17 protein-coding genes and 1 pseudogene are annotated in these 19135 nt (G+C 62.8%); 12 read left to right on the top strand and 6 right to left on the bottom strand.

Features of this window, described 5'->3' with window-relative positions:
- Positions 1 to 174: 174 nt before the first annotated feature.
- Positions 175 to 2289 (top strand): TonB-dependent receptor, encoded by a 2115-nt coding sequence (locus J3B00_RS13355; RefSeq protein ID WP_209867956.1) that lies wholly within the window; start codon positions 175 to 177, stop codon positions 2287 to 2289.
- Between the two features lie 50 nt (positions 2290 to 2339).
- Here J3B00_RS13355 and J3B00_RS13350 read toward each other — a convergent pair whose 3' ends face one another.
- The gene (locus tag J3B00_RS13350; RefSeq protein ID WP_209867955.1) at positions 2340 to 2978 is read right to left on the bottom strand and encodes a glutathione S-transferase; all 639 of its coding nucleotides are present in this window, start codon (positions 2976 to 2978) and stop codon (positions 2340 to 2342) included.
- Between the two features lie 127 nt (positions 2979 to 3105).
- Between J3B00_RS13350 and J3B00_RS13345 the strand changes: the two genes are divergently transcribed.
- The 4 genes from J3B00_RS13345 to J3B00_RS13330 all read left to right on the top strand — a co-directional run bounded on the left by J3B00_RS13345 (position 3106) and on the right by J3B00_RS13330 (position 6809).
- A complete protein-coding gene (locus J3B00_RS13345) occupies positions 3106 to 3639 on the top strand; it encodes a GNAT family N-acetyltransferase (protein WP_209867954.1) in 534 nt (177 codons plus the stop codon).
- Between the two features lie 180 nt (positions 3640 to 3819).
- Positions 3820 to 5205, top strand: coding sequence for an MFS transporter (locus tag J3B00_RS13340; protein ID WP_209867953.1), 1386 nt, complete (start codon positions 3820 to 3822; stop codon positions 5203 to 5205).
- A gap of 113 nt (positions 5206 to 5318) precedes the next feature.
- Complete coding sequence (locus tag J3B00_RS13335; RefSeq protein WP_209867952.1) at positions 5319 to 5636, top strand: DUF2388 domain-containing protein; 318 nt, start codon at positions 5319 to 5321, stop codon at positions 5634 to 5636.
- A 162-nt stretch (positions 5637 to 5798) separates the two neighbouring features.
- The gene (locus tag J3B00_RS13330; protein WP_209867951.1) at positions 5799 to 6809 is read left to right on the top strand and encodes a zinc-binding alcohol dehydrogenase family protein; all 1011 of its coding nucleotides are present in this window, start codon (positions 5799 to 5801) and stop codon (positions 6807 to 6809) included.
- Positions 6810 to 7064: 255 nt separating this feature from the next.
- Here J3B00_RS13330 and J3B00_RS13325 read toward each other — a convergent pair whose 3' ends face one another.
- A complete protein-coding gene (locus J3B00_RS13325) occupies positions 7065 to 7967 on the bottom strand; it encodes a LysR family transcriptional regulator (RefSeq protein ID WP_245362803.1) in 903 nt (300 codons plus the stop codon).
- Between the two features lie 172 nt (positions 7968 to 8139).
- On the opposite strand from J3B00_RS13325, the gene J3B00_RS13320 reads away from it, so the two are divergent.
- From J3B00_RS13320 to J3B00_RS13305, 4 genes are all read left to right on the top strand, one after another.
- Entirely contained in the window at positions 8140 to 9372 is a 1233-nt protein-coding gene (locus J3B00_RS13320; RefSeq protein ID WP_209867949.1) for a M20/M25/M40 family metallo-hydrolase, read from the top strand.
- 138 nt (positions 9373 to 9510) lie between these two features.
- Positions 9511 to 10053 carry a DUF3455 domain-containing protein gene (locus J3B00_RS13315; RefSeq protein WP_209867948.1) on the top strand — a complete coding sequence of 181 codons (543 nt, stop codon included), beginning with the start codon at positions 9511 to 9513 and terminating at the stop codon, positions 10051 to 10053.
- 108 nt (positions 10054 to 10161) lie between these two features.
- Positions 10162 to 10722: a sigma-70 family RNA polymerase sigma factor gene (locus tag J3B00_RS13310; RefSeq protein WP_209867947.1), complete on the top strand. Its 561-nt coding sequence runs from the start codon at positions 10162 to 10164 to the stop codon at positions 10720 to 10722.
- A complete protein-coding gene (locus tag J3B00_RS13305) occupies positions 10719 to 11432 on the top strand; it encodes an anti-sigma factor (protein ID WP_209867946.1) in 714 nt (237 codons plus the stop codon). The genes J3B00_RS13310 and J3B00_RS13305 overlap by 4 nt, the downstream gene beginning before the upstream one ends.
- 34 nt (positions 11433 to 11466) lie before the next feature.
- Here the strand turns inward: J3B00_RS13305 and J3B00_RS13300 are convergent, their stop codons facing one another.
- A complete protein-coding gene (locus tag J3B00_RS13300) occupies positions 11467 to 12369 on the bottom strand; it encodes a LysR substrate-binding domain-containing protein (protein ID WP_209867945.1) in 903 nt (300 codons plus the stop codon).
- Between the two features lie 129 nt (positions 12370 to 12498).
- Between J3B00_RS13300 and J3B00_RS13295 the strand changes: the two genes are divergently transcribed.
- Positions 12499 to 13569 (top strand): AbrB family transcriptional regulator, encoded by a 1071-nt coding sequence (locus J3B00_RS13295; RefSeq protein ID WP_209867944.1) that lies wholly within the window; start codon positions 12499 to 12501, stop codon positions 13567 to 13569.
- A 4-nt stretch (positions 13570 to 13573) separates the two neighbouring features.
- Here J3B00_RS13295 and J3B00_RS13290 read toward each other — a convergent pair.
- The 3 genes and pseudogenes from J3B00_RS13290 to J3B00_RS13280 all read right to left on the bottom strand — a co-directional run bounded on the left by J3B00_RS13290 (position 13574) and on the right by J3B00_RS13280 (position 17401).
- A pseudogene (locus J3B00_RS13290) lies at positions 13574 to 14820 on the bottom strand (OprD family porin).
- 68 nt (positions 14821 to 14888) lie between these two features.
- Entirely contained in the window at positions 14889 to 16193 is a 1305-nt protein-coding gene (locus J3B00_RS13285; protein WP_209867943.1) for a citrate:proton symporter, read from the bottom strand.
- 128 nt (positions 16194 to 16321) lie between these two features.
- A complete protein-coding gene (locus J3B00_RS13280) occupies positions 16322 to 17401 on the bottom strand; it encodes a 4-oxalomesaconate tautomerase (protein ID WP_209867942.1) in 1080 nt (359 codons plus the stop codon).
- A 147-nt stretch (positions 17402 to 17548) separates the two neighbouring features.
- Here J3B00_RS13280 and J3B00_RS13275 point away from each other — a divergent pair, with 147 nt between their 5' ends.
- Both J3B00_RS13275 and J3B00_RS13270 read left to right on the top strand, forming a co-directional pair.
- On the top strand, positions 17549 to 18442 hold the full coding sequence (locus tag J3B00_RS13275) for a LysR family transcriptional regulator (RefSeq protein ID WP_209867941.1): 894 nt from the start codon (positions 17549 to 17551) through the stop codon (positions 18440 to 18442).
- A gap of 76 nt (positions 18443 to 18518) precedes the next feature.
- Positions 18519 to 19073: a lipocalin family protein gene (locus J3B00_RS13270; RefSeq protein ID WP_209867940.1), complete on the top strand. Its 555-nt coding sequence runs from the start codon at positions 18519 to 18521 to the stop codon at positions 19071 to 19073.
- The last annotated feature ends 62 nt before the right edge of the window (positions 19074 to 19135 follow it).

Here is a 19135-nt window from a genome sequence, read left to right as displayed (position 1 = left end):
CTGACCAACAAAAGTTGCTGTATTCATTCAGCACATGTTCTCCATTCTTACAGCAAGGCGGCAACTTTCAAGGCCTCAAGAGCTGGCACAGAACGTGCTCTTTCAATTTCGACTGGCCTGACTATGCCCATAGAAGCCGAGGTAACTAATCGATGACTTTCAAGGAACATACCGATGCAAGTGATGCCCCCCAATCGACTGCGCCTGGCCGTGCGCCACGCCACGCTGGCCACGGCCCTTAGCTCCGCCCTGCTCGCTCCCGCCATGGCCGCTGAGGCCGACAAGACCTTGGGCACCGTCACGGTCCAGGGTGCCCGGCAAAGCGCCGCCCAGGCCGCGCGCAGCCAGCTGGCAGAAGTCCCCGGCGGCACCAGCGTGGTCGACAGCGAAGAAGTCGCAAAAGGCCGCACTGCCAACCTGCAAGACACCCTCGGTTACCAGCCCGGGGTATTCGTGCAGTCCACCGGCGGCAACGATGCGGCGAAGATCTCTATCCGTGGCTCGGGTGCCAATACCTCGCCGGGTTACTTTCGCGAAGGCATCAAGTTTCTCTTCGACGGCCTGCCGCTGACCGGCGCCGGCGGTACGCCCTATGAATTCCTCAACGCCTCCGGGGTGAACTACACCGAGATCCTGCGCGGCGCCAACGCCTTCCAGTACGGCGCGCTGACCCTCGGCGGCGCGGTCAACTTCGTCAACCACAGCGGCTACAGCGCCCCCGGCCTGCGCCTGCGGGCCGAGGCCGGCAGTTATGGGTACCAGAAGCAGAGCCTGAGCTACGGCGGCGTCGAAGGCGACCTCGATTACTACCTGCAAACCGACAACTACCGCAACGACGGTTATCGCGACTACAGCCTGTCACGCAGCTCCGGGATCGTCGCCAACGCCGGCTACCGCTTCAGCCCCAAACTTGAGACGCGGGTATTGCTGCGCTACCGCGACGAGTTCCACAACGACCCTAGCGCCACCACGCTGGATGCCGCCAAGCATCATCCGCGTCGCGCCAGCGCCACCGCCGAGAGCAGCGGCGCCGGTGCACGCCGACCTGGCAGCGTCTGGCTGGGCAGCAAGACCACCTACACCTTCGATGACGATGCGCGACTGACCGTCGGTCTGTCGTACCACGACTACCGCCACACCAACAGCCCGCGCAGCCCGAGCAACCCCAGCTACTGGGACTGGCACGACCTCGGCCTGCTGCTCGGCTATGACCGGGTCGACTCGCTGTTCGGCCACGAGAGCCGCAGCAGCATCGCCTTTACCTCGACCCAGCACCTGCGCGGCGGGGTCAATTCGGCCAATGACGACAAGGTGTCGTTGAAGCAGGTCGACTACAAGGACTCGTTTGACCGGGTGATATCCCTGGGCAACGACCTCAACCTGGTCGACGGCCTGTGGCTGACCAGCGGGGTGTCGTTCGTCAACGTACGGCGCAAGGCCGACATCGATTATGCGGTCAACCCCAACCTGACCAGCTTCCCGCAGCATGTCGACTACGACAACTGGAGCGCGGCGCCGCGGATCGGCCTGCGCTACGAGTTCAGCCCGAACCTGCAAGTGTTCACCAACTTCAGTCGCAGCATCGACCCGCCGGCCTCGTGGGAATACTCCGGCTCCGGCCCGACCCTGCCGTACATTCGTCCGTTGGTGGAGCAGAAAGGCAACACCTTCGAGGTGGGCATCAAAGGCTCGCACGGCATCTTCGATGGCAGCCTGGCGCTGTACCGTTCGTGGATTCACGACGAGTTGCTCAACGTCCAGCTGATCCCGGCCACAGCCGGTTCGGCGGCGGTAACCGGCGCGTTCAATGCGTCGCCGACCATTCACCAAGGGGTCGAAGCCGGGCTCAATACCCGTCTGTGGGAAAACGCCCAGGGCGACCTGCTGCGCTGGCGTCAGGTGTACACCTACAACGACTTCTATTACCGGCATGACGACGCCTTTGGTGACAACCAGTTGCCGGGCGTGCCCAAGCATGTCTACCAAGGTGAGGTGCAGTACCAGCACCACAGTGGCTGGTACACCGGGGTCAACGTGCAGTCCGCCTCGCGTACGGCGGTGGACTATGCCAACAGCCTGTATGCGCCGTCCTACACGATCTGGGGCGCGAACCTTGGCTATGAAGCGCCCAAGGGCAACTGGAAGGTGTCGCTGGACCTGAAGAACCTGGCGAACAAGGCTTATGTGTCGGCAGTAACGCCGGTGTACGACGCGCGTGGACAGGATACGGCGTCGTTCTGGCCGGGTGACGGGGTGGGTGCGTATGTGGGGGTGGAGGTGCGCTACTGATATCAACGTTATGGGGCGCTTTGCGCCCCATTCCGACCGGTACGGCAAGCCTAGCTGCACAGCTCTTGGGAGCCTCTGGGCATCAGGTCATACGGATGCTTCCAACCTGGCAATGCCTTGATCCGCCCCTTCCATGCCTCGATGTGGGGGAAGTCGGTCAGGTGCATCCCGGTATCTTCCGGCATGAATACATAGCCGGCCAAGGACAGGTCGGCGATGGTCAAGCGCCCACCGACCATGAACGGCGTCTTGCTCAAGTGCTGATCGACCACCCGGTACGCCGCCGTCGCCCGCTCGCGGAAAAACGCGGTGACCTCTGTCTCGCCCGTTTTCTTCAAGCCGTAGAGAAACCGCAGCGTCGCGTAATAGCTGGTGAACTTGTGGTTATCGAACAGCATCCAGCGCCAGATATCGCGACGCTCCTGTTCGTCCTGCGGGCCGTACTGGCCGGTTTGCCCAGCGAGGTATTCCAGAATCAACGCCGATTGAGTCAGCGTGGTAGCACCATGCTCCAGCACGGGCACTTCGCCCTGCTCGTTGACGTCACTGCGCCAGGCGTCTCCACGGGTCTGGCCATTGAAGAAATCGACGAACAGCGGCTGCCAGTCCTGCCCGGTCAGTTCGAGCATCAGCGCGACTTTGTAGGCGTTTCCAGATTCGGCAAAGCAGTGCAGCTTGTATTCAGACATGGTTGACCTTCATATTCCGTTGAATGACCTGACCGTATCGCGGCGCGTGGGATCCGCTTTGCCCCGCGAGCGCGTCAGTAAATCACGCCCCAAATCCGCCGCCAACCACCCCGAGCACGGAGGCTCAATGTCTGTATCTACGACCACCGCCGAACTTCCCGAGAGTCTCACCAGCCAACGCCTGCGGCTGTCCCGCCCCAACCCCGCGCTGGCAGTCCCATTGCACGAGGCGCTGTTGAGCAGCTATGACCTGCACCAGCCCTTTCTGCTGTGGGCCAAGCCGGACTGGAGCCTGGATGATATCCGGCAAAGCCTGGACAAAAGCCAGGCTGACTTCCTCTGCTCGTCAGGTGAAAAGCGCTACTTCGTGCTCAGCCCTGAGCATGGGGCAATAGTCGGTTGCATCGGCCTTACGCCGAGGGACGGCGAGTATGAGGTCGGCTATTGGGTGAGCCAGGCCTTCGCCGGACAGGGCTTGATGCGAGAGGCCCTGACCACTTTGCTCGATGCCGTGGCCGCGCCCGTCTGGTTGACTACCGCAGTGAACAATGCGGCCAGCCAGCGGCTGGCCGAACGCGCCGGGTTCCACAAGGCCGGTGAGGTGGTCAGGGCGATTGATCCGTCCACGCCGGGGCTGCTTTACCGACGCCACCGCTGTTGAGCACCTGGCCAGTCGAGGCGGCCCCAGCAGACTTAAGCCAGACCACCAAGAACCAATCCTCGCTCGCGCCATTCGTCCCACGACTCGTCCCAACCGTTATATGGCAGCTCTCCAGGCCGGTGCGATAGTGCCGGCCAGACACGCCCGATGCGTGCGCAATAAAAACAACAGGAGACTGCAATGTCCGTATCCCGACGCTCCGTCGAAGATGCCCCACTCAACGCCTTCCATCGCAAACTGACGGTGTACTCCGCCGGTGGGCCGTTCCTTGACGGCTATGTCCTGAGCATCATCGGTGTGGTGATGGTGCAGATCAGCGGGGCTTTGCAGCTGTCCGCCTTGTGGGAAGGCCTGATCGCCGCCTCGGCCCTGATCGGGGTGTTTCTCGGTGGTTTTCTCGGTGGCTGGTTCACCGACAAGTACGGGCGCAAAGTGCTCTACCTGGTCGACCTGGTGGCAATCATCGGTTTCTCCGTGGCGCAGTTCTGGGTCGAATCGGCCTGGCTGCTGTTTGTCTGGCGCTTGCTGATCGGCATTGCAGTCGGCGCCGACTACCCGATCGCCACCTCGCTGCTGGCTGAATTCCTCCCGCGCAAGCAACGTGGGCCGTTGCTCGCGGCCATGGTACTGATGTGGTTTGCCGGCGCGGCAGTCGCCTATCTGATCGGCGAGATCCTCCTGCGTGTGGCCGGTGATGAAGGCTGGCGCTGGGTGTTGGCCAGTGCAGTGATCCCAGGGGCGCTGTTCCTGATCGCCCGCAGTGGCACGCCAGAGTCACCTCGCTGGTTGCTCAGCAAGGGCCGCACTGCTGAGGCAGACGCCGTGATCAAGAAGGTCTACGGGCCGGACTACTCGATTGCCGACCTGCCCGAGCCGAGCAGCAACCAGCAGGTTTCGGTGTGGTCGCTGTTCCACTCCGGCTACGGCAAGCGCATGGCCTTCGTGACGCTGTTCTGGACCTGCGCGATCGTGCCGTTGTTCGCTATCTATGCCTTCGCCCCAAAAGTGCTGCAAGCACTCAAGCTGACCGGTGACTGGGCCAGCTACGGCTCGATTGCGATCACCTTCCTGTTCACCTTGGGCTGCCTGCTGGCGACCAAGTTGATCAACCGCATGGGCCGGCGCAAGATGCTCATCCACAGCTTCCTCTGGTCGGGCATGGCGCTGATGCTGCTGGGCATGAACCCGGACGCCTCACCGACCACGGTACTGCTGTTGTTCGGCGCTTACGCAGTGTTCATCGGCGGTGCCCAGGTACTCGAATACGTCTACCCGAACGAGCTGTTCCCCACCGAAATCCGCGCTTCGGCGGTCGGCCTGGCCACCTCGCTGTCACGCATCGGGGCTGCAGTAGGTACCTACCTGGTGCCGATTTCGCTGGCATCGTTGGGCACGGCCAACACCATGTTCGCCGCAGCGCTGATCTCGCTGTTCGGCGCGCTGATTTCCTGGTGGCTGGCCCCTGAGACCAGCCAGCTCGACTTGCAGCAGGCGGCCTCGCTGGGTAATGCGCCTGGGCCGGCTGAGCGGGCCCCGACACCTGCAGGGTCTGCGCGTAAAGCCTGAAGCAGGCACTGTGTGGCCAACGGCTTGAGCGGTAATTGAACTACCATGGCGCTGCAGCACTCTTATCTTCATGCAGACTTTCCCCTGGGCTTCACCCTCTTGGAGGTTTCGCCATGCGTCGTTTGCTGATCGTGTCTTCGCTGTTGGTCCTGATACCTGCCGGCTCCGCTCTCGCCCGCGTCGATGCGGGTGATGTCGCCACCTCGGCCGGTGTCTCGGCATCGCTGTACTCCACCTTCAAGGATGACAAACGGATCATCCCGGCCCGTGATGAGCTGTCGGCGTTTGTTGCCAGCGGCGGCGCCATACGCGGGGCGTATGCCGAGTCGGCGCTGGAACAGGCGCGCAAGAACAATCCTGGCTTGCAGGTGAGTGACGAAGAGTTGGCCCGGGCCATCCTCTCGCAGGATGACCCGCTGACGGACAACTGATCGACCTCCATCGCCTCCTCGCGGGCAACCCGCGACGAGGCGATGGCAGCCGTAGCTGCATTTTCAACAAAACCACGAAAGTCTTCCCGCATTTCTCCCATTTCTCCTTCAACCGGCACAGGCTACCGTTGTCGCATTCCACTGCACTCTGGAGCGACACCCATGAAAGCCATCGTCTTCACCCAACACGGCCTGCCCATCAACGACCCCGCCGCGCTGTTCGACAGCGAACTGCCCCGCCCCGTGCCCGGCGTTCGCGACCTGCTGGTGGAGGTTCAGGCGATTTCGGTCAACCCGGTGGATACCAAGATCCGCGCCGGCTCTGGCAGTGCCGCGCAGCCTCGCGTGCTTGGCTGGGACGCCGTCGGCGTGGTGCGCGAAGTGGGTAGCGAGGTCAGCCTGTTCCAACCGGGTGACGAGGTGTACTACGCCGGCGCCATCGATCGTCCCGGCAGCTATAGCCAGCTGCATCTGGTCGATGAGCGCATTGTCGGGCACAAACCGCGCAGCCTCGACGCCGCCAGCGCTGCCGCGCTGCCGCTGACGTCGATTACCGCCTGGGAATTGCTGTTCGACCGCCTGGGGGTGGCGGAAGGTGGCGGTGAGGGGCAAAGCCTGCTGATCATTGGGGCTGGCGGCGGGGTTGGCTCGATCCTCACGCAACTGGCGCGCAAGCTCACCCGCCTGACCGTGATCGGCAGCGCCTCGCGCCCTGAAACCCAGCAATGGGTGGGCGAGCTTGGCGCCCATCATGTGATCGACCACAGCCAACCGTTGGCCGCCCAGTTGCAGGGGATTGGCGATGGGCAGGTCGACCTGGTGATCAGCCTGACCCACACCGACCAGCACTTCCTGCAGCTGGTCGAGGTCCTGCGGCCCCAGGGGCGCCTGGCCTTGATCGACGATCCGGCGTCGCTCGATGCTTTGCCGCTCAAGCGCAAGTCGCTGTCGCTGCACTGGGAGTTGATGTTTACCCGTTCGCTGTACCAGACCGCCGACATGATCAAGCAGCATGAACTGCTTGAGCGCGTCGCGGCGCTGATCGACGAGGGCGTGCTGCGCACTACCCTGGGTGAACATTTTGGCGCGATCAACGCTCAGAACCTGCGCCGAGCGCATGCGCTGATCGAGAGTGGCAAGGCCAAGGGCAAGATCGTGCTTGAGGGGTTTTGAGGCTTTGAATGGGTAGTGCCGCGGGGCAAGCTCTAATGCCAGTCAGTTACGACTTGGTTGCCTGGGTTGGGGCTGCTTTGCAGCCCTTTCGCGACACAAGGCCGCTCCCACAAAGTCCGCGCATGCCATGTAAATGGCGGCATCCACGATCCCTGTGGGAGCGGCCTTGTGTCGCGAAAGGGCCGTAAAGCGGCCCCAGCTTCTTAACTGACTGGCATTAGAGTTTGCCCCGCGAAGAGGCCCGCCCTGCCCTGCTCAATCAGCCAGCATTTGCTCAAACCGCGGCAGCAGGAACGCCCGCAATTGCTGCACCACCGGCGTCAACGACTGCCGGTGCGCGCACACCAGTTGCAACGGCGTCGGCTGCCCCCAGGCCCTGGGGAACAGCTCCACCAGCCTGCCCGTACGCAAATCCTCGTGCACATCCAGCTGCGACTTGTACACCACGCCCAACCCGGCCACGCCCCAGCGGCGAACGACGTCGGCATCGTCACTGGTTCGATCGCCCGCCACCAGCACCGACTTCACCCCTTGTGGGGTATGGAAGCTCCAGCGTTCATGGGTCAGTTCGCCCATCACATAACGCAGGCAGTTGTGCCGCACCAGTTCTTCCGGGGTACTCGGCGCGCCATGGCGGGCGATGTAGGCCGGCGCGGCGCAGAGGATGCGCCGATTGGCCGGCGCCAACGGCAGCGACACCAGACTGGAATCGGCCAGTTGCCCATAGCGGATGCCAGCATCCAGCCGACCGCTGAAAAAGTCCGCGATCTGGTCGCTGAGCCGCAGCTGCAGCTCGATGCGCGGATGCGCGGCCTGAAACTCGACCAGCCACGGCAGCAGCAGATTGCGGCCCAGGTCCGAAGGCATCGACAGGCACAACGGCCCGGCGATCTCTTCGCGCCCCTGCGCCAAGGCCATTTCACCTTCACCCAAGGCATCCAGCACCTGGCGCGCATGCGGCAGGTAACGCTGGCCGTCGTCCGACAGACGCAGCTTGCGCGTCGAACGCACGAACAGGCGGATGGCCAGGCTGCGCTCCAGGCGCTGGACCGCACCACTGGCCAAGGCCGGGGAAATATCCAGTTGCCGCGCCGCGGCAGAAAAACTGCCGGCCTCGACCGTAGCGACGAACACCTGCAGGTCGTCCATGCGCACCAGCTTTTTCATCAAACATTCTTCCTCGCGTTTTCCCGCGCCACTAGAGCATGGCGTGCCGGTGAATGTCGACCTGTGCCTGCCCCGTGCAGAGCTCGGCATATTCAACCAAAGCTTGCCGCAGAGCTCCCAGCGTCTAGGCTCTACCCTTCATGACAACAAGGAAGAGGCCCCAATGCCGATGCTACGTCCCCCTTTCGCCATGGCCCTGGCGCTGTGCTTCAGCTGCACCGCGGCAGTTGCCGCCGAACCCTCCGCACAAGACCTGCTCAAGCAAGCCCAAGCCGAACAACCGCACTATCTGGAAACCCTCAAGCAACTGGTCTCGGTCGACACCGGCACCGGCACCGAAGCCGGCCTGACCCAGGTCAGCGCCGAGCTGGTCAAGCGCCTCGAGGCGCTCGGCGCCAAGGTCGAAACCCACCCGGCCAAACCTTCGGTGGGCGACAACATCGTCGGCACCTTTACCGGCACTGGCAGTAAGGATTTCCTGCTGATGGTCCATTACGACACGGTGTTCGGCCCAGGTACCGTGGCCAAGCGGCCATTCCGGGTCGAGGGTGAGCGCGCCTATGGGCCGGGCGTGGCCGATGCCAAAGGTGGCGTGGCGATGATCCTGCATGCACTCAAGCTGCTCCAGGATCAACAGTACAAGGGCTACCGGACGCTCACCGTGCTGTTCAACCCGGATGAAGAAATGGGCTCGACCGGCTCCCGACAGATCATCGCCGAGCTGGCCCGCAAACATGATTACGTCTTCTCCTACGAGCCGCCGGACAAGGACGCTGTGACGGTCGCCACCAACGGCATCAACCGCCTGAAACTGGAGGTCAAGGGCCGCTCTTCGCACGCCGGTTCCGCCCCTGAAGAAGGCCGCAATGCCCTGACCGAACTGGCGCACCAGATCTTCCAGCTCAAGGACCTCGGCGACACCAGCAAAGGCACCACGGTCAACTGGACCCTGGCCAAGGCCGGTGAAAAAGCCAACATCATTCCTGCCCTGGCCACGGCCGAGGCCGACATGCGCTATTCGGACCTGAGCGAGAGTGACCGCGTGGCAGCCGATGCCAAGCGCATCGTGCAAAAGCAGTTGATCACCGACACCCAAACCACGGTTACCCTGGAAAAAGGCCGGCCGCCGCTGGCGCGTAACGATGCCTCGCGCCAGCTGGCAGAAACCGCCAGCCAGTTGTACAGCCAGATCGACCGCAAGATCGAGCCGATCGCCATGCGTTTTGGCACCGACGCCGGATATGCCTATGTGCCCGGTAGCGCCAAACCGGCGGTGCTGGAGACCATGGGCGTGGTTGGCGCAGGGCTGCATGCCGAGGACGAGTACATCGAGCTCACCAGCGTAGCGCCCAGGCTGTACCTGACGGTGGCGATGATCAGGAAACTGGCGCAGTAGCGTGACTGTCCCGCCGATGCGGGCCGCATGAGGCCCGCTGAACTTTTTTTTCAGATTGCTGCATCCAAAGCAGATCCTGGCGGGTAGTACCTACAGCAGCCACTCGCTGCCTAAGCGCTACTCACCAGGAGATCCACCATGAATGGTAAACGCCCCCTCAGCCTGATCACCGCTACCCTGGCCATCGGCAGCCTCGCGCTGGCCCTGCAGACCGCCCATGCGCAATCGGCACTGCCCGACGCCGTCAAGGTCCCGGAAGGCCACAAGGTCATGATGGAAACCGTAGGCGTTGGCGAGGTCACCTATGAATGCCGCGACAAGGTCGATGCTGCTGGCCAGACCGAATGGACCTTCGTCGGCCCCAAGGCAGTCCTCAATGACCGCAAGGGTACCCAGGTCGGCAGCTACTTCGGCCCACCTGCCACCTGGCAGGCCAAGGACGGCTCCAAGGTCACCGGCACGCAACTGGCTGTCGCACCGGCAAACAAAGGCGACCTGCCCTATCAGCTGGTCAAGGCCAACCCTGCCGATGGCAAGGGCGCCATGCAAGGCGTCAGCTACATCCAGCGGGTCGCCACCAAAGGCGGTGTAGCCCCTGCCAGCACGTGCGCCGCAGCCAACAAAGGGGAAAAAGAAATCGTCAAGTACCAGGCCGACTACATCTTCTGGTCCGCCAAATAACCCGGCGTTCAGCCCGGTGACGGCTGGCAAAGTCGTCTACGCTGTTCGACAAACCCCAGCCCGCCGGCTGGGGCCGGATCCTTGCCGACAGTTGAGCCGACTTTGTCATTGCCCGAATCCACCTTTGATTACCAACGCTGCCTGGAGGCCTGCGCCCAAGGCGATCAGCAAGCCTTGCGCGACCTCTACACGCAGGAGAGCGCCCGCCTGCTTGGCGTCGCCTGGCGCATCGTGCGCGAGCGCGCCGTGGCCGAAGATATCGTTCATGACGCCTTTGTGCGGATCTGGACGCGCGCCGGCAGTTTCGCTCCAGAGAGAGGCTCGGCGCGGGGCTGGATCTACAGCATCACCCGTAACCTGGCCCTGAATTTCGTCCGCGATGGCGCGCGACAGGTTGCGATCGACCCACAGGACCCGTCGCACTTGCAGGACACGGACCCGGCCCACGACCCGGAGCACGCCATGCACAGCTTTGAGCTGCATGCCCATTCAGCCAAGGTCTACCGCTGCCTCGAACAGCTCGAGCCGGCCCGCCGCGATTGCATCCTGCACGCCTATGTCGACGGCTGCACCCACGCGCAAATCGCACAACGGCTGGGCACGCCCTTGGGTACCGTCAAGGCCTGGATCAAGCGTGGCCTGGCAGCGCTGCGGGAGTGCATGGGATGACTAGCGGCGACAACGATGATGATCTGCAAAGCGTGGCCAGCGAATACGTGCTGGGTACCCTGCCAGCCGAGCAACGCGCCGCCGTCGAGCAGCGCCTGGTGCATGACGCCGCACTGCGTGCAGCCGTCGATGGTTGGGAGCAGCGGCTGCTGGAATTGACTGCGCTGGCCGAACCGCAACAACCCTCCACGCACCTGTGGCAACGCATCCAACGTAGTGTACGCAACCTCGAGACGCCGACGCCGACGCGCGCGCCTTCGCGCTCATGGTGGGACCTACTGCCGTTGTGGCGTGGCCTGGCCGGCTTCGGCCTGGCCGCCAGCCTGGTGCTGGGCGTGGCCCTGCTGACCGGCCCGGCGACCCCGACCCAAACCCATTACCTGGTGGTGCTGGTGGCGCCGCAAGACCGCGCACCTGGCTGGGTGATCCAGGCCAGCAATTCAAGGGAGGTCGAGCTGATACCGCTAGGCCAGTCGAGCGTGCCCGATGACAAGACGCTGCAGTTCTGGACCAAGGCCGATGACTGGCAAGGGCCGGTCTCGCTCGGGCTGGTCGAGCCGGGGCAGAAAATTTCCGTGCCGTTGGACAAGCTACCGCCGCTGCAACCCAACCAGTTGTTTGAGCTGACCCTGGAAAACCCAGGCGGATCGCCTACCGGCAAACCTACGGGGCCCATCCAGTTCATTGGCCGGGCGGTCAAAGTCATCTGAGTACTTTTCAGCAGTGCCGGCGTAGCGCCGGCCCTCAGTCTTCGCGCAAGAAACTGCGGCCCTTCTCCTTCAGCAGTTCGACCATGGCGACGGCTGCGGGCGGCAGGTACCCTTCGGCGCGAATGGAGACCGCCACGGTTCGGCTCATGGTGGTCTCCGCCAGCGGTACCTCGCGCAAACGCGCCATGCCATGACCGTGCTCGAGCGTCTCGCGTGCAACAAAGCTCAACAGCCCGCTACGGGCAATCAAGCGCGGCAGCATCGAGATGGTATTGGTCTCGATCTGCACCTGCGGGGCCGGCAGGTGGCGCGCGAGGAACACGTTGTCGAGCCAGCGCCTGGAGGTCACCGTGGTCGCCGGCAGGACCCAGCGGTACTGGCAAAGGTCCTTCAAGGTCAGCGTTGCGGCAAACAACGGATGGTCGGCACTGGCGACCACGACCGCCTCATCCTCAAGAATCGGGTAGCTGCGAAAGCGCGGGTCATCGACGATCAAGGGGCAGATGATCGCGTCGAGGCGGCCTGAGCGCAGCGACTCTCTGAGCACGTCGTCCTGCGCAATCGACAGCTGCAAGGTCAACTGCGGCGCGCGCGCCAGCAGCGCTTCGGTGAGTTGCGGCAACAGGTATTCGGCCATGCTTGCGGCGCAGCCCAGGCGGATGTTGCCGATCAGGCCGCCAGCGAAATCGCGCACTTCGCGTTCGGTCTCGGCAATGCTCATCTGCAACTGCCTGCCGCGCTCAAGCAGCAATTCACCAACGTCAGTCAGCTTGATGCGCCGGCCATCACGCTGGAACAGCCGCGTGCCCAGCGACTCTTCGAGGCGCTGAATGCTTTTGCTCAGTGCCGGCTGGCTGCGGTTGAGCTTCTCGGCAGCGCGGCCGAGGTGGCCAAGCTGGGCGATGGTTTCAAAATAGGTCAGGTCACGCAGATCCATAATTCATGAATTTCAGTTATAGATTCATCGAAAGTAGAAAATAGACTTGATCGATTGCGGCGTCGATAATTTTCTCCGTTGAACCACCTTGTTGCTCTGCGGTGGTCAGGTATCAGGAGATCTATCCCGTTGCAGCCCCTCGAATCAGGCCCTACCTCACCCTCCCCCCTCGGCCGCTGGCTGGCACTGATAGCCTGCGCTGGCGGCGCCGGCCAACTGCTGCATGCGCTGGCGATACCGGCCGGGCTGTTCCTCGGCCCGATGCTGGTAGCGATTGCCTTTGGCGTGACCGGCGCGGGGTTGCAATTGCCCAAGCAGGTGTTTCGCTTCGGCCAGGGCTGCGTCGGCTTGATGGTTGCCCATTCGGTGACCTGGAGCGTCCTCGCCTCGCTGGCGCAGTCCTGGCACGTGATGCTCCTGGCAACGTTGCTCACCGTTGTGCTGAGCGCAGTTGTCGGCCTGGCCACGGTGCGCTTTGGCGGTATCTCAGCGACCACTGCCGCTTGGGGCACGTCACCTGGCGCGGCGTCGGCGATGGTGTCGATGGCTGAAGAGAACGGCGCCGATCCGCGGGTGGTGGCTACGATGCAGTACGTGCGGGTGGTCTGCGTGGTGATGATCGGTGCACTGGTCAGCCACCTGCTGGGGGCGAACACTGCCGGTGGCGAGGCAGTGAGTGCCGCGATCAGTCTGCACGGCGTGCAGCCGATGCAGTTGCTGGCAAGCCTGGCGGTCATCCTGGTTGGGGTGGTCGCCGGCAGCAGGATCCCGGCCGGTGCCCTGCTGCTGCCGCTGATACTCGGCACGGTCCTGCAATTGGCTGGCGTATTGGTGATCAGCCTGCCCGGCTGGCTGCTGGCGTTTGCCTATGGCGCGATTGGCTGCTACATCGGGCTGCGTTTCGACCGGCAAACCGTGGATTATGTCTGGCGCCGACTGCCGACCATGATCATCGGCGCCGTGGTGCTGATCATGCTGTGCGCAGGGTGTGCCTGGCTGCTGGCGCGGGCCACCGGCAGCGACTTTCTCTCGATGTACCTGGCGACCAGCCCGGGTGGGCTGGATACCATGGCGATCATTGCGGTAGAGACCCATGCCGATGTCGGGCTGGTGCTGGCCATGCAGACCTTGCGCCTGTTCGGGGTGATCCTGACCGGGGCTTACTGTGCACGGCAGATCATCCGCTTGACCACGCCCTGATTCGTTACCACAAGGCAATATCATAGGTCAGGTAGAGGCGGTTGCTGTCCCGGCCACGGGCGAAGTCTGAGCGATAGACGTAATTGCGCGCCTTCACCCCGAGCCCCTTGAAGGTCCCGGACTGAACCACGTAGGCCAGCTCGACGTCACGCTCCCATTCGCTCAAGCCGGCATCGCCAGAGCGACCGTTGTCACCGCTCAGGTAACGCACCATGAAGGTCAGGCCCGGCACCCCGGCTGCGGCAAAGTTGTAGGCATAGCTGGCCATCCAGGTCTTTTCGTCTTCTTCGATGAACTTGCCAATGCCGACGTTGCTGAACGAATAAACGGTCGCCCCACTGATATAGGGCAAGCCCGCATCGCCATTGAGCACCTGGTAGCCCGCACCCACGGTGTGCCCGCTGTGCGCATACGCCAGCTGGCCACTGAGCATGTCATTGTCGATCCGCCCCGCATACGCCGAACCGCTGTCGCGGCTGTTGAAATAACGAAGGTCAGCCGTCAGCACCCCGCCCGCCAGCGGCAGGTCGTGCTGAATCCCGCCGAAGTCCTGCCGGTAGAAGTTCTCCAGCTCGCCATGAAAGTAGCTCAGGCGCAGCTGCTTGCTGACGGCATACTCGGCGCCCGCATAGGTGAAGTCTCCCGATTCACTGCCGCCATAGCCATCCAGGTACAGGCCGGTGCTGTCAGAGGAGTCGCGCTGCTTGAACCGCTCGAGGTACCCAAGGTCAAGCCAGCGATATCGCTGCTGACCAGCTGGGTACCTTGATAGGTCTGCGGCAGCAGCCGGGCATCGTTGTGAACCAGCACCGGGGTCTTGGGCAGCAAGCTGCCATGCTTGACCACGGTCTTGCCCAGACGCGCCTTGGCGGTCACGCCGGCGCTGGCGAATTCGTCGGCCGCACGTCCATCGTCGTGTACCGGCAGCAAGCCCGTGCCGCTGCGCCCGCGGCCAGAGTCGAGGCGGATGCCGAGCAGGCCCAGAGCATCGACGCCAAAGCCCAGCGTGCCTTGGGTAAAGCCTGACTGGTAATCGAGCAAAAAGCCCTGCGCCCACTCGACCCGTTCACTCTTGGCCGTGGCCGCAGCACGGGCACTCATGCCCTGCTCGTCGCGAAAGTTCTCGTTGAAATAGACATTGCGCAGTTGCAGCTTGAGCGTGCTGTCGTCGATGAAACCGGCTGCGCCAGCCACGGGCAAGCAGCCACACAGAAGGCCGCACGCGGCCCCACGCAGAATAACTGGAGGCATGATCAAGGACTCTTTTATTGTTGTTGGAAGTACAGGGCGGGCCGCCGAGTGGGGCCCGCCGGTCACGCTCAGTTGAAGAACGACAGTGCCCCGGTCAGCAGCGCCAATGCCGTGATCACCAGTGAGGTGAGCACCGCCCATTTCACCGTGGCCTTCTGGAAGTCGCCGATATCGCGGTCGACCATCCCCACCAGCAGCAGCGTCGAGGCGACCAAGGGGCTCATCAGGTGCACCGGTTGTCCGAGCACGGAGGCGCGGGCGATTTCCACCGGATCAATGCCATAGGCGGCAGCGGCGTTGGCCAGGATCGGCACCACGCCGAAGTAGTAGGCATCATTGGACAAGACAAACGTCAGCGGCATGCTGGTGACCGCCACCACCAGCGGGAACCAGTGGCCCCACGCTTCAGGAATCCAGTCGACCAGGGTCTGCGCCAGTGCATCGACCATCTTCGTACCCGAGAAGATCCCGGCGAAAATCCCCGCGGCAAATACCAGCAGGACCACGGTCATGGCGTTGCCGGAGTGCGCCAGGATGCGTTCTTTCTGCACGTCCAGTTGCGGGTAGTTGATCATCAGCGCAGCGACGAAGCCGATCATGAACAGGATCGCCGCATGCATCACACCCAACACCAGCGCGACCATCACCGCAATCACCAGCAGCAGGTTGATGTAGGCCATGCGTGGCCGCTTGTGCGGCGTATCTTCGAGAATCGCCTTGATATAGCAGTTGCCGCCGCCAGACTCGAGCTTGATGTTGCCGATCCGCTTGCGCTCGCCACGCCCCAACCAAAATGCCGTGAACACCACCCAGGCCGCACCGCCAATCATCGTCGGCAACATCGGAATGAAGTACTCGCTGGCGTCCAGACCGAGGGCAGCAATGGCCCGGGTGGCAGGTCCGCCCCAAGGGCTGAGGCCACTCATGATGCTCAGCGACAGCATCGACACCGTCGCCAGGATCATCGGGTTCATGCCGATGCGCTTGTACAGCGGCAACATCGCCGCGCAGGTGATCATGTAGGTGGTGGTGCCATCGCCATCGAGGGCTACCAGCAGCGACAGTAGCGCAGTGCCGATGGCGATCTTGACCGGGTCGCCGTTGACCCGCTTGAGGATCTTGCGGATCAGCGGGTCGAACAGCCCGGCATCGATCATCAGGCCAAAGAAAAGGATGGCAAACAGCAGCAAGGCGGCAGACGGGGCGACCATTTTCAGGCCGTCGAGCATCATCTTGCCGAGGTCGGGAGCAAAGCCGCCGATGATCGCGAACACAATCGGTACGCCGGTCAGGGCAACGATCGGCGACAGGCGTTTACTCATGATCAGGTAGGTGAACGTCACCACCATGATCAGGCCCAGGAGTGCGAGCATGGTCTGGTTCTCTTGTTTTTATTGTGTGTATGGAGGCCCGTCAGGCAGGCTTCCCCGACCCACTGCGCGACAGACGACGCTGAGTGGGATTGTATGTCAGCAGTGGCTCACATCACGATGTTGCGGGTTCAGCTGGCGATTCGACGCAGCGTGGGCGCATAGACAAAACCGGAAAACAGTCGGCGGGCAGTGCGCACCACCGAAGCCTGGATCGTCTTGCCATCCGCGCCGCTGCGCGACAGCGCCACCTCGATGCCGCCGCTAGGATGCTCCAGGCGCACTTCGCTAAGCGCCTCGGCGCTCTCGCCGAGCATGTCCATCACCACCGTACCGGGGCTGACACAAGCGGTGGCCAGGCCAATCGCACCGGTAATCGCCAGCGCCCGGTGACAGTTGTGCGGCATGAAGTAGCGCACCTGCAGGGTGCCGTCGTAACGCGCCGGTGAGATCAACACGGGCTTGGGGATGACCATACCGCTGACATCGCCCAGCCCCATCGCCAGCCCGGCCTTGATCCGCAGCGCTTCCAGGCGCTTGAGCAAGCGGCTGTCGGCATCCAGCTCAGCCGGGCTTTCGCCGCCACTGACGCCCAACTGGCTGGCCTCGACGATCATCATCGGCATGGCCATGTCGATGCAGGTCAGCTCGACGCCATCGATCACATCGCGCGCCTGGCCTGTGGGGAACAGCTTGCCGGTCTTGCTGCCCACGGCGTCGAGAAAGGTCAATTGCACCGGTGCCGCGGTACCCGGCACGCCATCGATGGCGGTGCGTCCCTCGTAGCGGACGATGCCACCGGGGGTCTCCACCAGCGAATTGACGAAGGTGTTGGTGTTGAGGTTGCGGATGCGCACCAGGGTCTGGCCATCGTTGGCCTTGACCAAGCCCTGCTCGATGGCGAACGGCCCCACGGCGCAAAGCATATTGCCGCAGTTAGGCGCCGTATCGACACGCCGCTGTGCGACCATGACCTGGACGAACAGGTAGTCGACGTCGGCCTCGGCATCCAGCGAGGGGCTGATGATCGCCACTTTGCTAGTCTGCGGGCTGCCGCCACCGATGCCGTCGATCTCCAGCTCATGGCCAGAGCCCATCAGGTTGATCAGCATTTCATCGCGTTCAACCACATTCGAAGGCAGGTCCCATGCATGGAAGAAGGGGCCTTTGGAGGTACCGCCGCGCATCAGCACACAAGGAATTCGTTGCATGACTACTGACTCTTGTTGATCAATTGGGGTAATTGATGTGTTGAAAACAAGAGTGACAGGGATGGATAAATCATTCCAATGCAAATATCGTAGCTATTATTGCGCCAAGCACATGAATAAACCACTGCCGGTCGAGCGAGAATCTTCATGGAATATGAGCTCCAAGACATACGATCTTTCGTGAAAATCGCCGAACTCGGCAGCTTTCATGAAGCAGCTGATGCCCTGCACTTGTCTCAGCCAGCCTTGAGCAGGCGGATCAAGAAGCTTGAAGAAGGCCTCGGTACGCCCTTGCTCGAGCGCACCACTCGGCGGGTCAGCCTGACCAGCGTCGGCCGCGATTTTCTGCCCAAGGCGCGGCGCCTGCTGGATGACTTCCAGGACTCGATCCTGAGCATCCGTGAACTGGCTGAGCGCCAGACCGGCCAGGTCACCTTGGCCTGCATTCCCACCGCGGCGTTCTATTTTTTGCCGTCGGTGATTCGCCTGTACAACGAGCAGTACCCGAAGATCCGCATTCGCCTGCTCGACCTCAGTGCCAACGACGGCCTCGAGGCCGTGCTACGTGGCGAAGCCGATTTTGGCATCAACATGATGAGTGGCCAGCACCCGGACATCGAGTTCGTGCCCTTGGTCGAAGAGAAGTTCGTCCTGGCCTGCCGCCGCGATCACGAACTGGCCAGCCGTGCCTCGGTGACTTGGACCGAGCTTGCCGATTACCGGCTGATCGGCGTCGGCCGGCTGAGCGGTAACCGCATGCTGCTCGACCATGCGTTGTCTGGGCTCAGCTGGCGGCCCAAGTGGTTCTATGAAGTGCAACACCTGTCGACCTCGCTGGGCATGGTTGAAGCGGGCCTGGGCGTGTCGGCCATGCCAAGCCTGGCCATGCCGGCCGCGGATCACCCGACGCTGGTCAGTGTGCCGTTGAGTGAGCCGGAGGTAACTCGCACGCTGGGGCTGGTATATCGGCGTGGCGCGTCGTTGTCACCGGCGGCGGAGAAATTTGTTTCGATTCTGCTCGAGAAGTGGCCGAATACCTGAGCCATACAACTTTTTCATTGCACCTGCATCGAATGTGCAGGAGCGTCTTCGATGCTCCCTTTCCAGGAGGTTTCACATGGCACTGCGTACGACCTTGCTGCTTTCCTGCTTGACCTTGGCGCTGGCTGGCTGCGCCAGTTCCACTGATGACCAGAAACCGCCAACGACCATGCAGGTCGACTTGCAGCGTTATCAGGGGACCTGGTACGAGCTGGCGCGGCTGCCGATGTTCTTCCAGCGCAACTGCGTGGAGTCCGAGGCGCGTTATTCGCTGCGTGAAGATGGCCGAATCGATGTCGCCAACAGTTGCCGGGAGAAGAACGGCGACGTCAACCAGGCCCAGGGCATCGCCGAGGCGCAGCAGCCAGGCAAGACCGACAAGTTGTGGGTACGCTTCGACAACTGGTTCAGCCGCTTGGCCCCCGAGATGACCAAGGGCGAATACTGGGTGCTGTACCACGACCAGGATTACAAGGTGGCGCTGGTCGGGCATCCAAACCGGGAGTACCTGTGGCTGCTGTCGCGCACGCCGGACGTCAGTGCCCAGACGCGCGAGCAACTGTTGAGCAAAGCCCGTGAGCAGGGTTATGACACCCGTGAACTGGTCTGGCGCGGGGCAGACAAGCCGTGACACCTCAATGAGGGTCGGCGCTGGCTGATTGTGCGGTTAAAATGCCGTTTTCAGCGTAGAGG

Origin of the sequence: Pseudomonas sp. BP8 (assembly GCF_017875955.1) — a bacterium.
In the GTDB taxonomy this organism is placed as follows: domain Bacteria; phylum Pseudomonadota; class Gammaproteobacteria; order Pseudomonadales; family Pseudomonadaceae; genus Aquipseudomonas.
This window is presented reverse-complemented; position numbering and strand designations above follow the sequence as displayed.

What these genes read in the sequence shown, in the direction of transcription:
- J3B00_RS13305 (WP_209867946.1), top strand. Translation starts at nt 10,719, where the DNA reads ATGACTAGCGGCGACAACGATGATGATCTGCAAAGCGTGGCCAGCGAA.
- J3B00_RS13280 (WP_209867942.1), bottom strand. Translation starts at nt 17,401, where the DNA reads ATGCAACGAATTCCTTGTGTGCTGATGCGCGGCGGTACCTCCAAAGGC.
- J3B00_RS13345 (WP_209867954.1), top strand. Translation starts at nt 3,106, where the DNA reads ATGTCTGTATCTACGACCACCGCCGAACTTCCCGAGAGTCTCACCAGC.
- J3B00_RS13300 (WP_209867945.1), bottom strand. Translation starts at nt 12,369, where the DNA reads ATGGATCTGCGTGACCTGACCTATTTTGAAACCATCGCCCAGCTTGGC.
- J3B00_RS13285 (WP_209867943.1), bottom strand. Translation starts at nt 16,193, where the DNA reads ATGCTCGCACTCCTGGGCCTGATCATGGTGGTGACGTTCACCTACCTG.
- J3B00_RS13330 (WP_209867951.1), top strand. Translation starts at nt 5,799, where the DNA reads ATGAAAGCCATCGTCTTCACCCAACACGGCCTGCCCATCAACGACCCC.
- J3B00_RS13315 (WP_209867948.1), top strand. Translation starts at nt 9,511, where the DNA reads ATGAATGGTAAACGCCCCCTCAGCCTGATCACCGCTACCCTGGCCATC.
- J3B00_RS13355 (WP_209867956.1), top strand. Translation starts at nt 175, where the DNA reads ATGCAAGTGATGCCCCCCAATCGACTGCGCCTGGCCGTGCGCCACGCC.
- J3B00_RS13270 (WP_209867940.1), top strand. Translation starts at nt 18,519, where the DNA reads ATGGCACTGCGTACGACCTTGCTGCTTTCCTGCTTGACCTTGGCGCTG.
- J3B00_RS13320 (WP_209867949.1), top strand. Translation starts at nt 8,140, where the DNA reads ATGCCGATGCTACGTCCCCCTTTCGCCATGGCCCTGGCGCTGTGCTTC.
- J3B00_RS13275 (WP_209867941.1), top strand. Translation starts at nt 17,549, where the DNA reads ATGGAATATGAGCTCCAAGACATACGATCTTTCGTGAAAATCGCCGAA.
- J3B00_RS13335 (WP_209867952.1), top strand. Translation starts at nt 5,319, where the DNA reads ATGCGTCGTTTGCTGATCGTGTCTTCGCTGTTGGTCCTGATACCTGCC.
- J3B00_RS13350 (WP_209867955.1), bottom strand. Translation starts at nt 2,978, where the DNA reads ATGTCTGAATACAAGCTGCACTGCTTTGCCGAATCTGGAAACGCCTAC.
- J3B00_RS13340 (WP_209867953.1), top strand. Translation starts at nt 3,820, where the DNA reads ATGTCCGTATCCCGACGCTCCGTCGAAGATGCCCCACTCAACGCCTTC.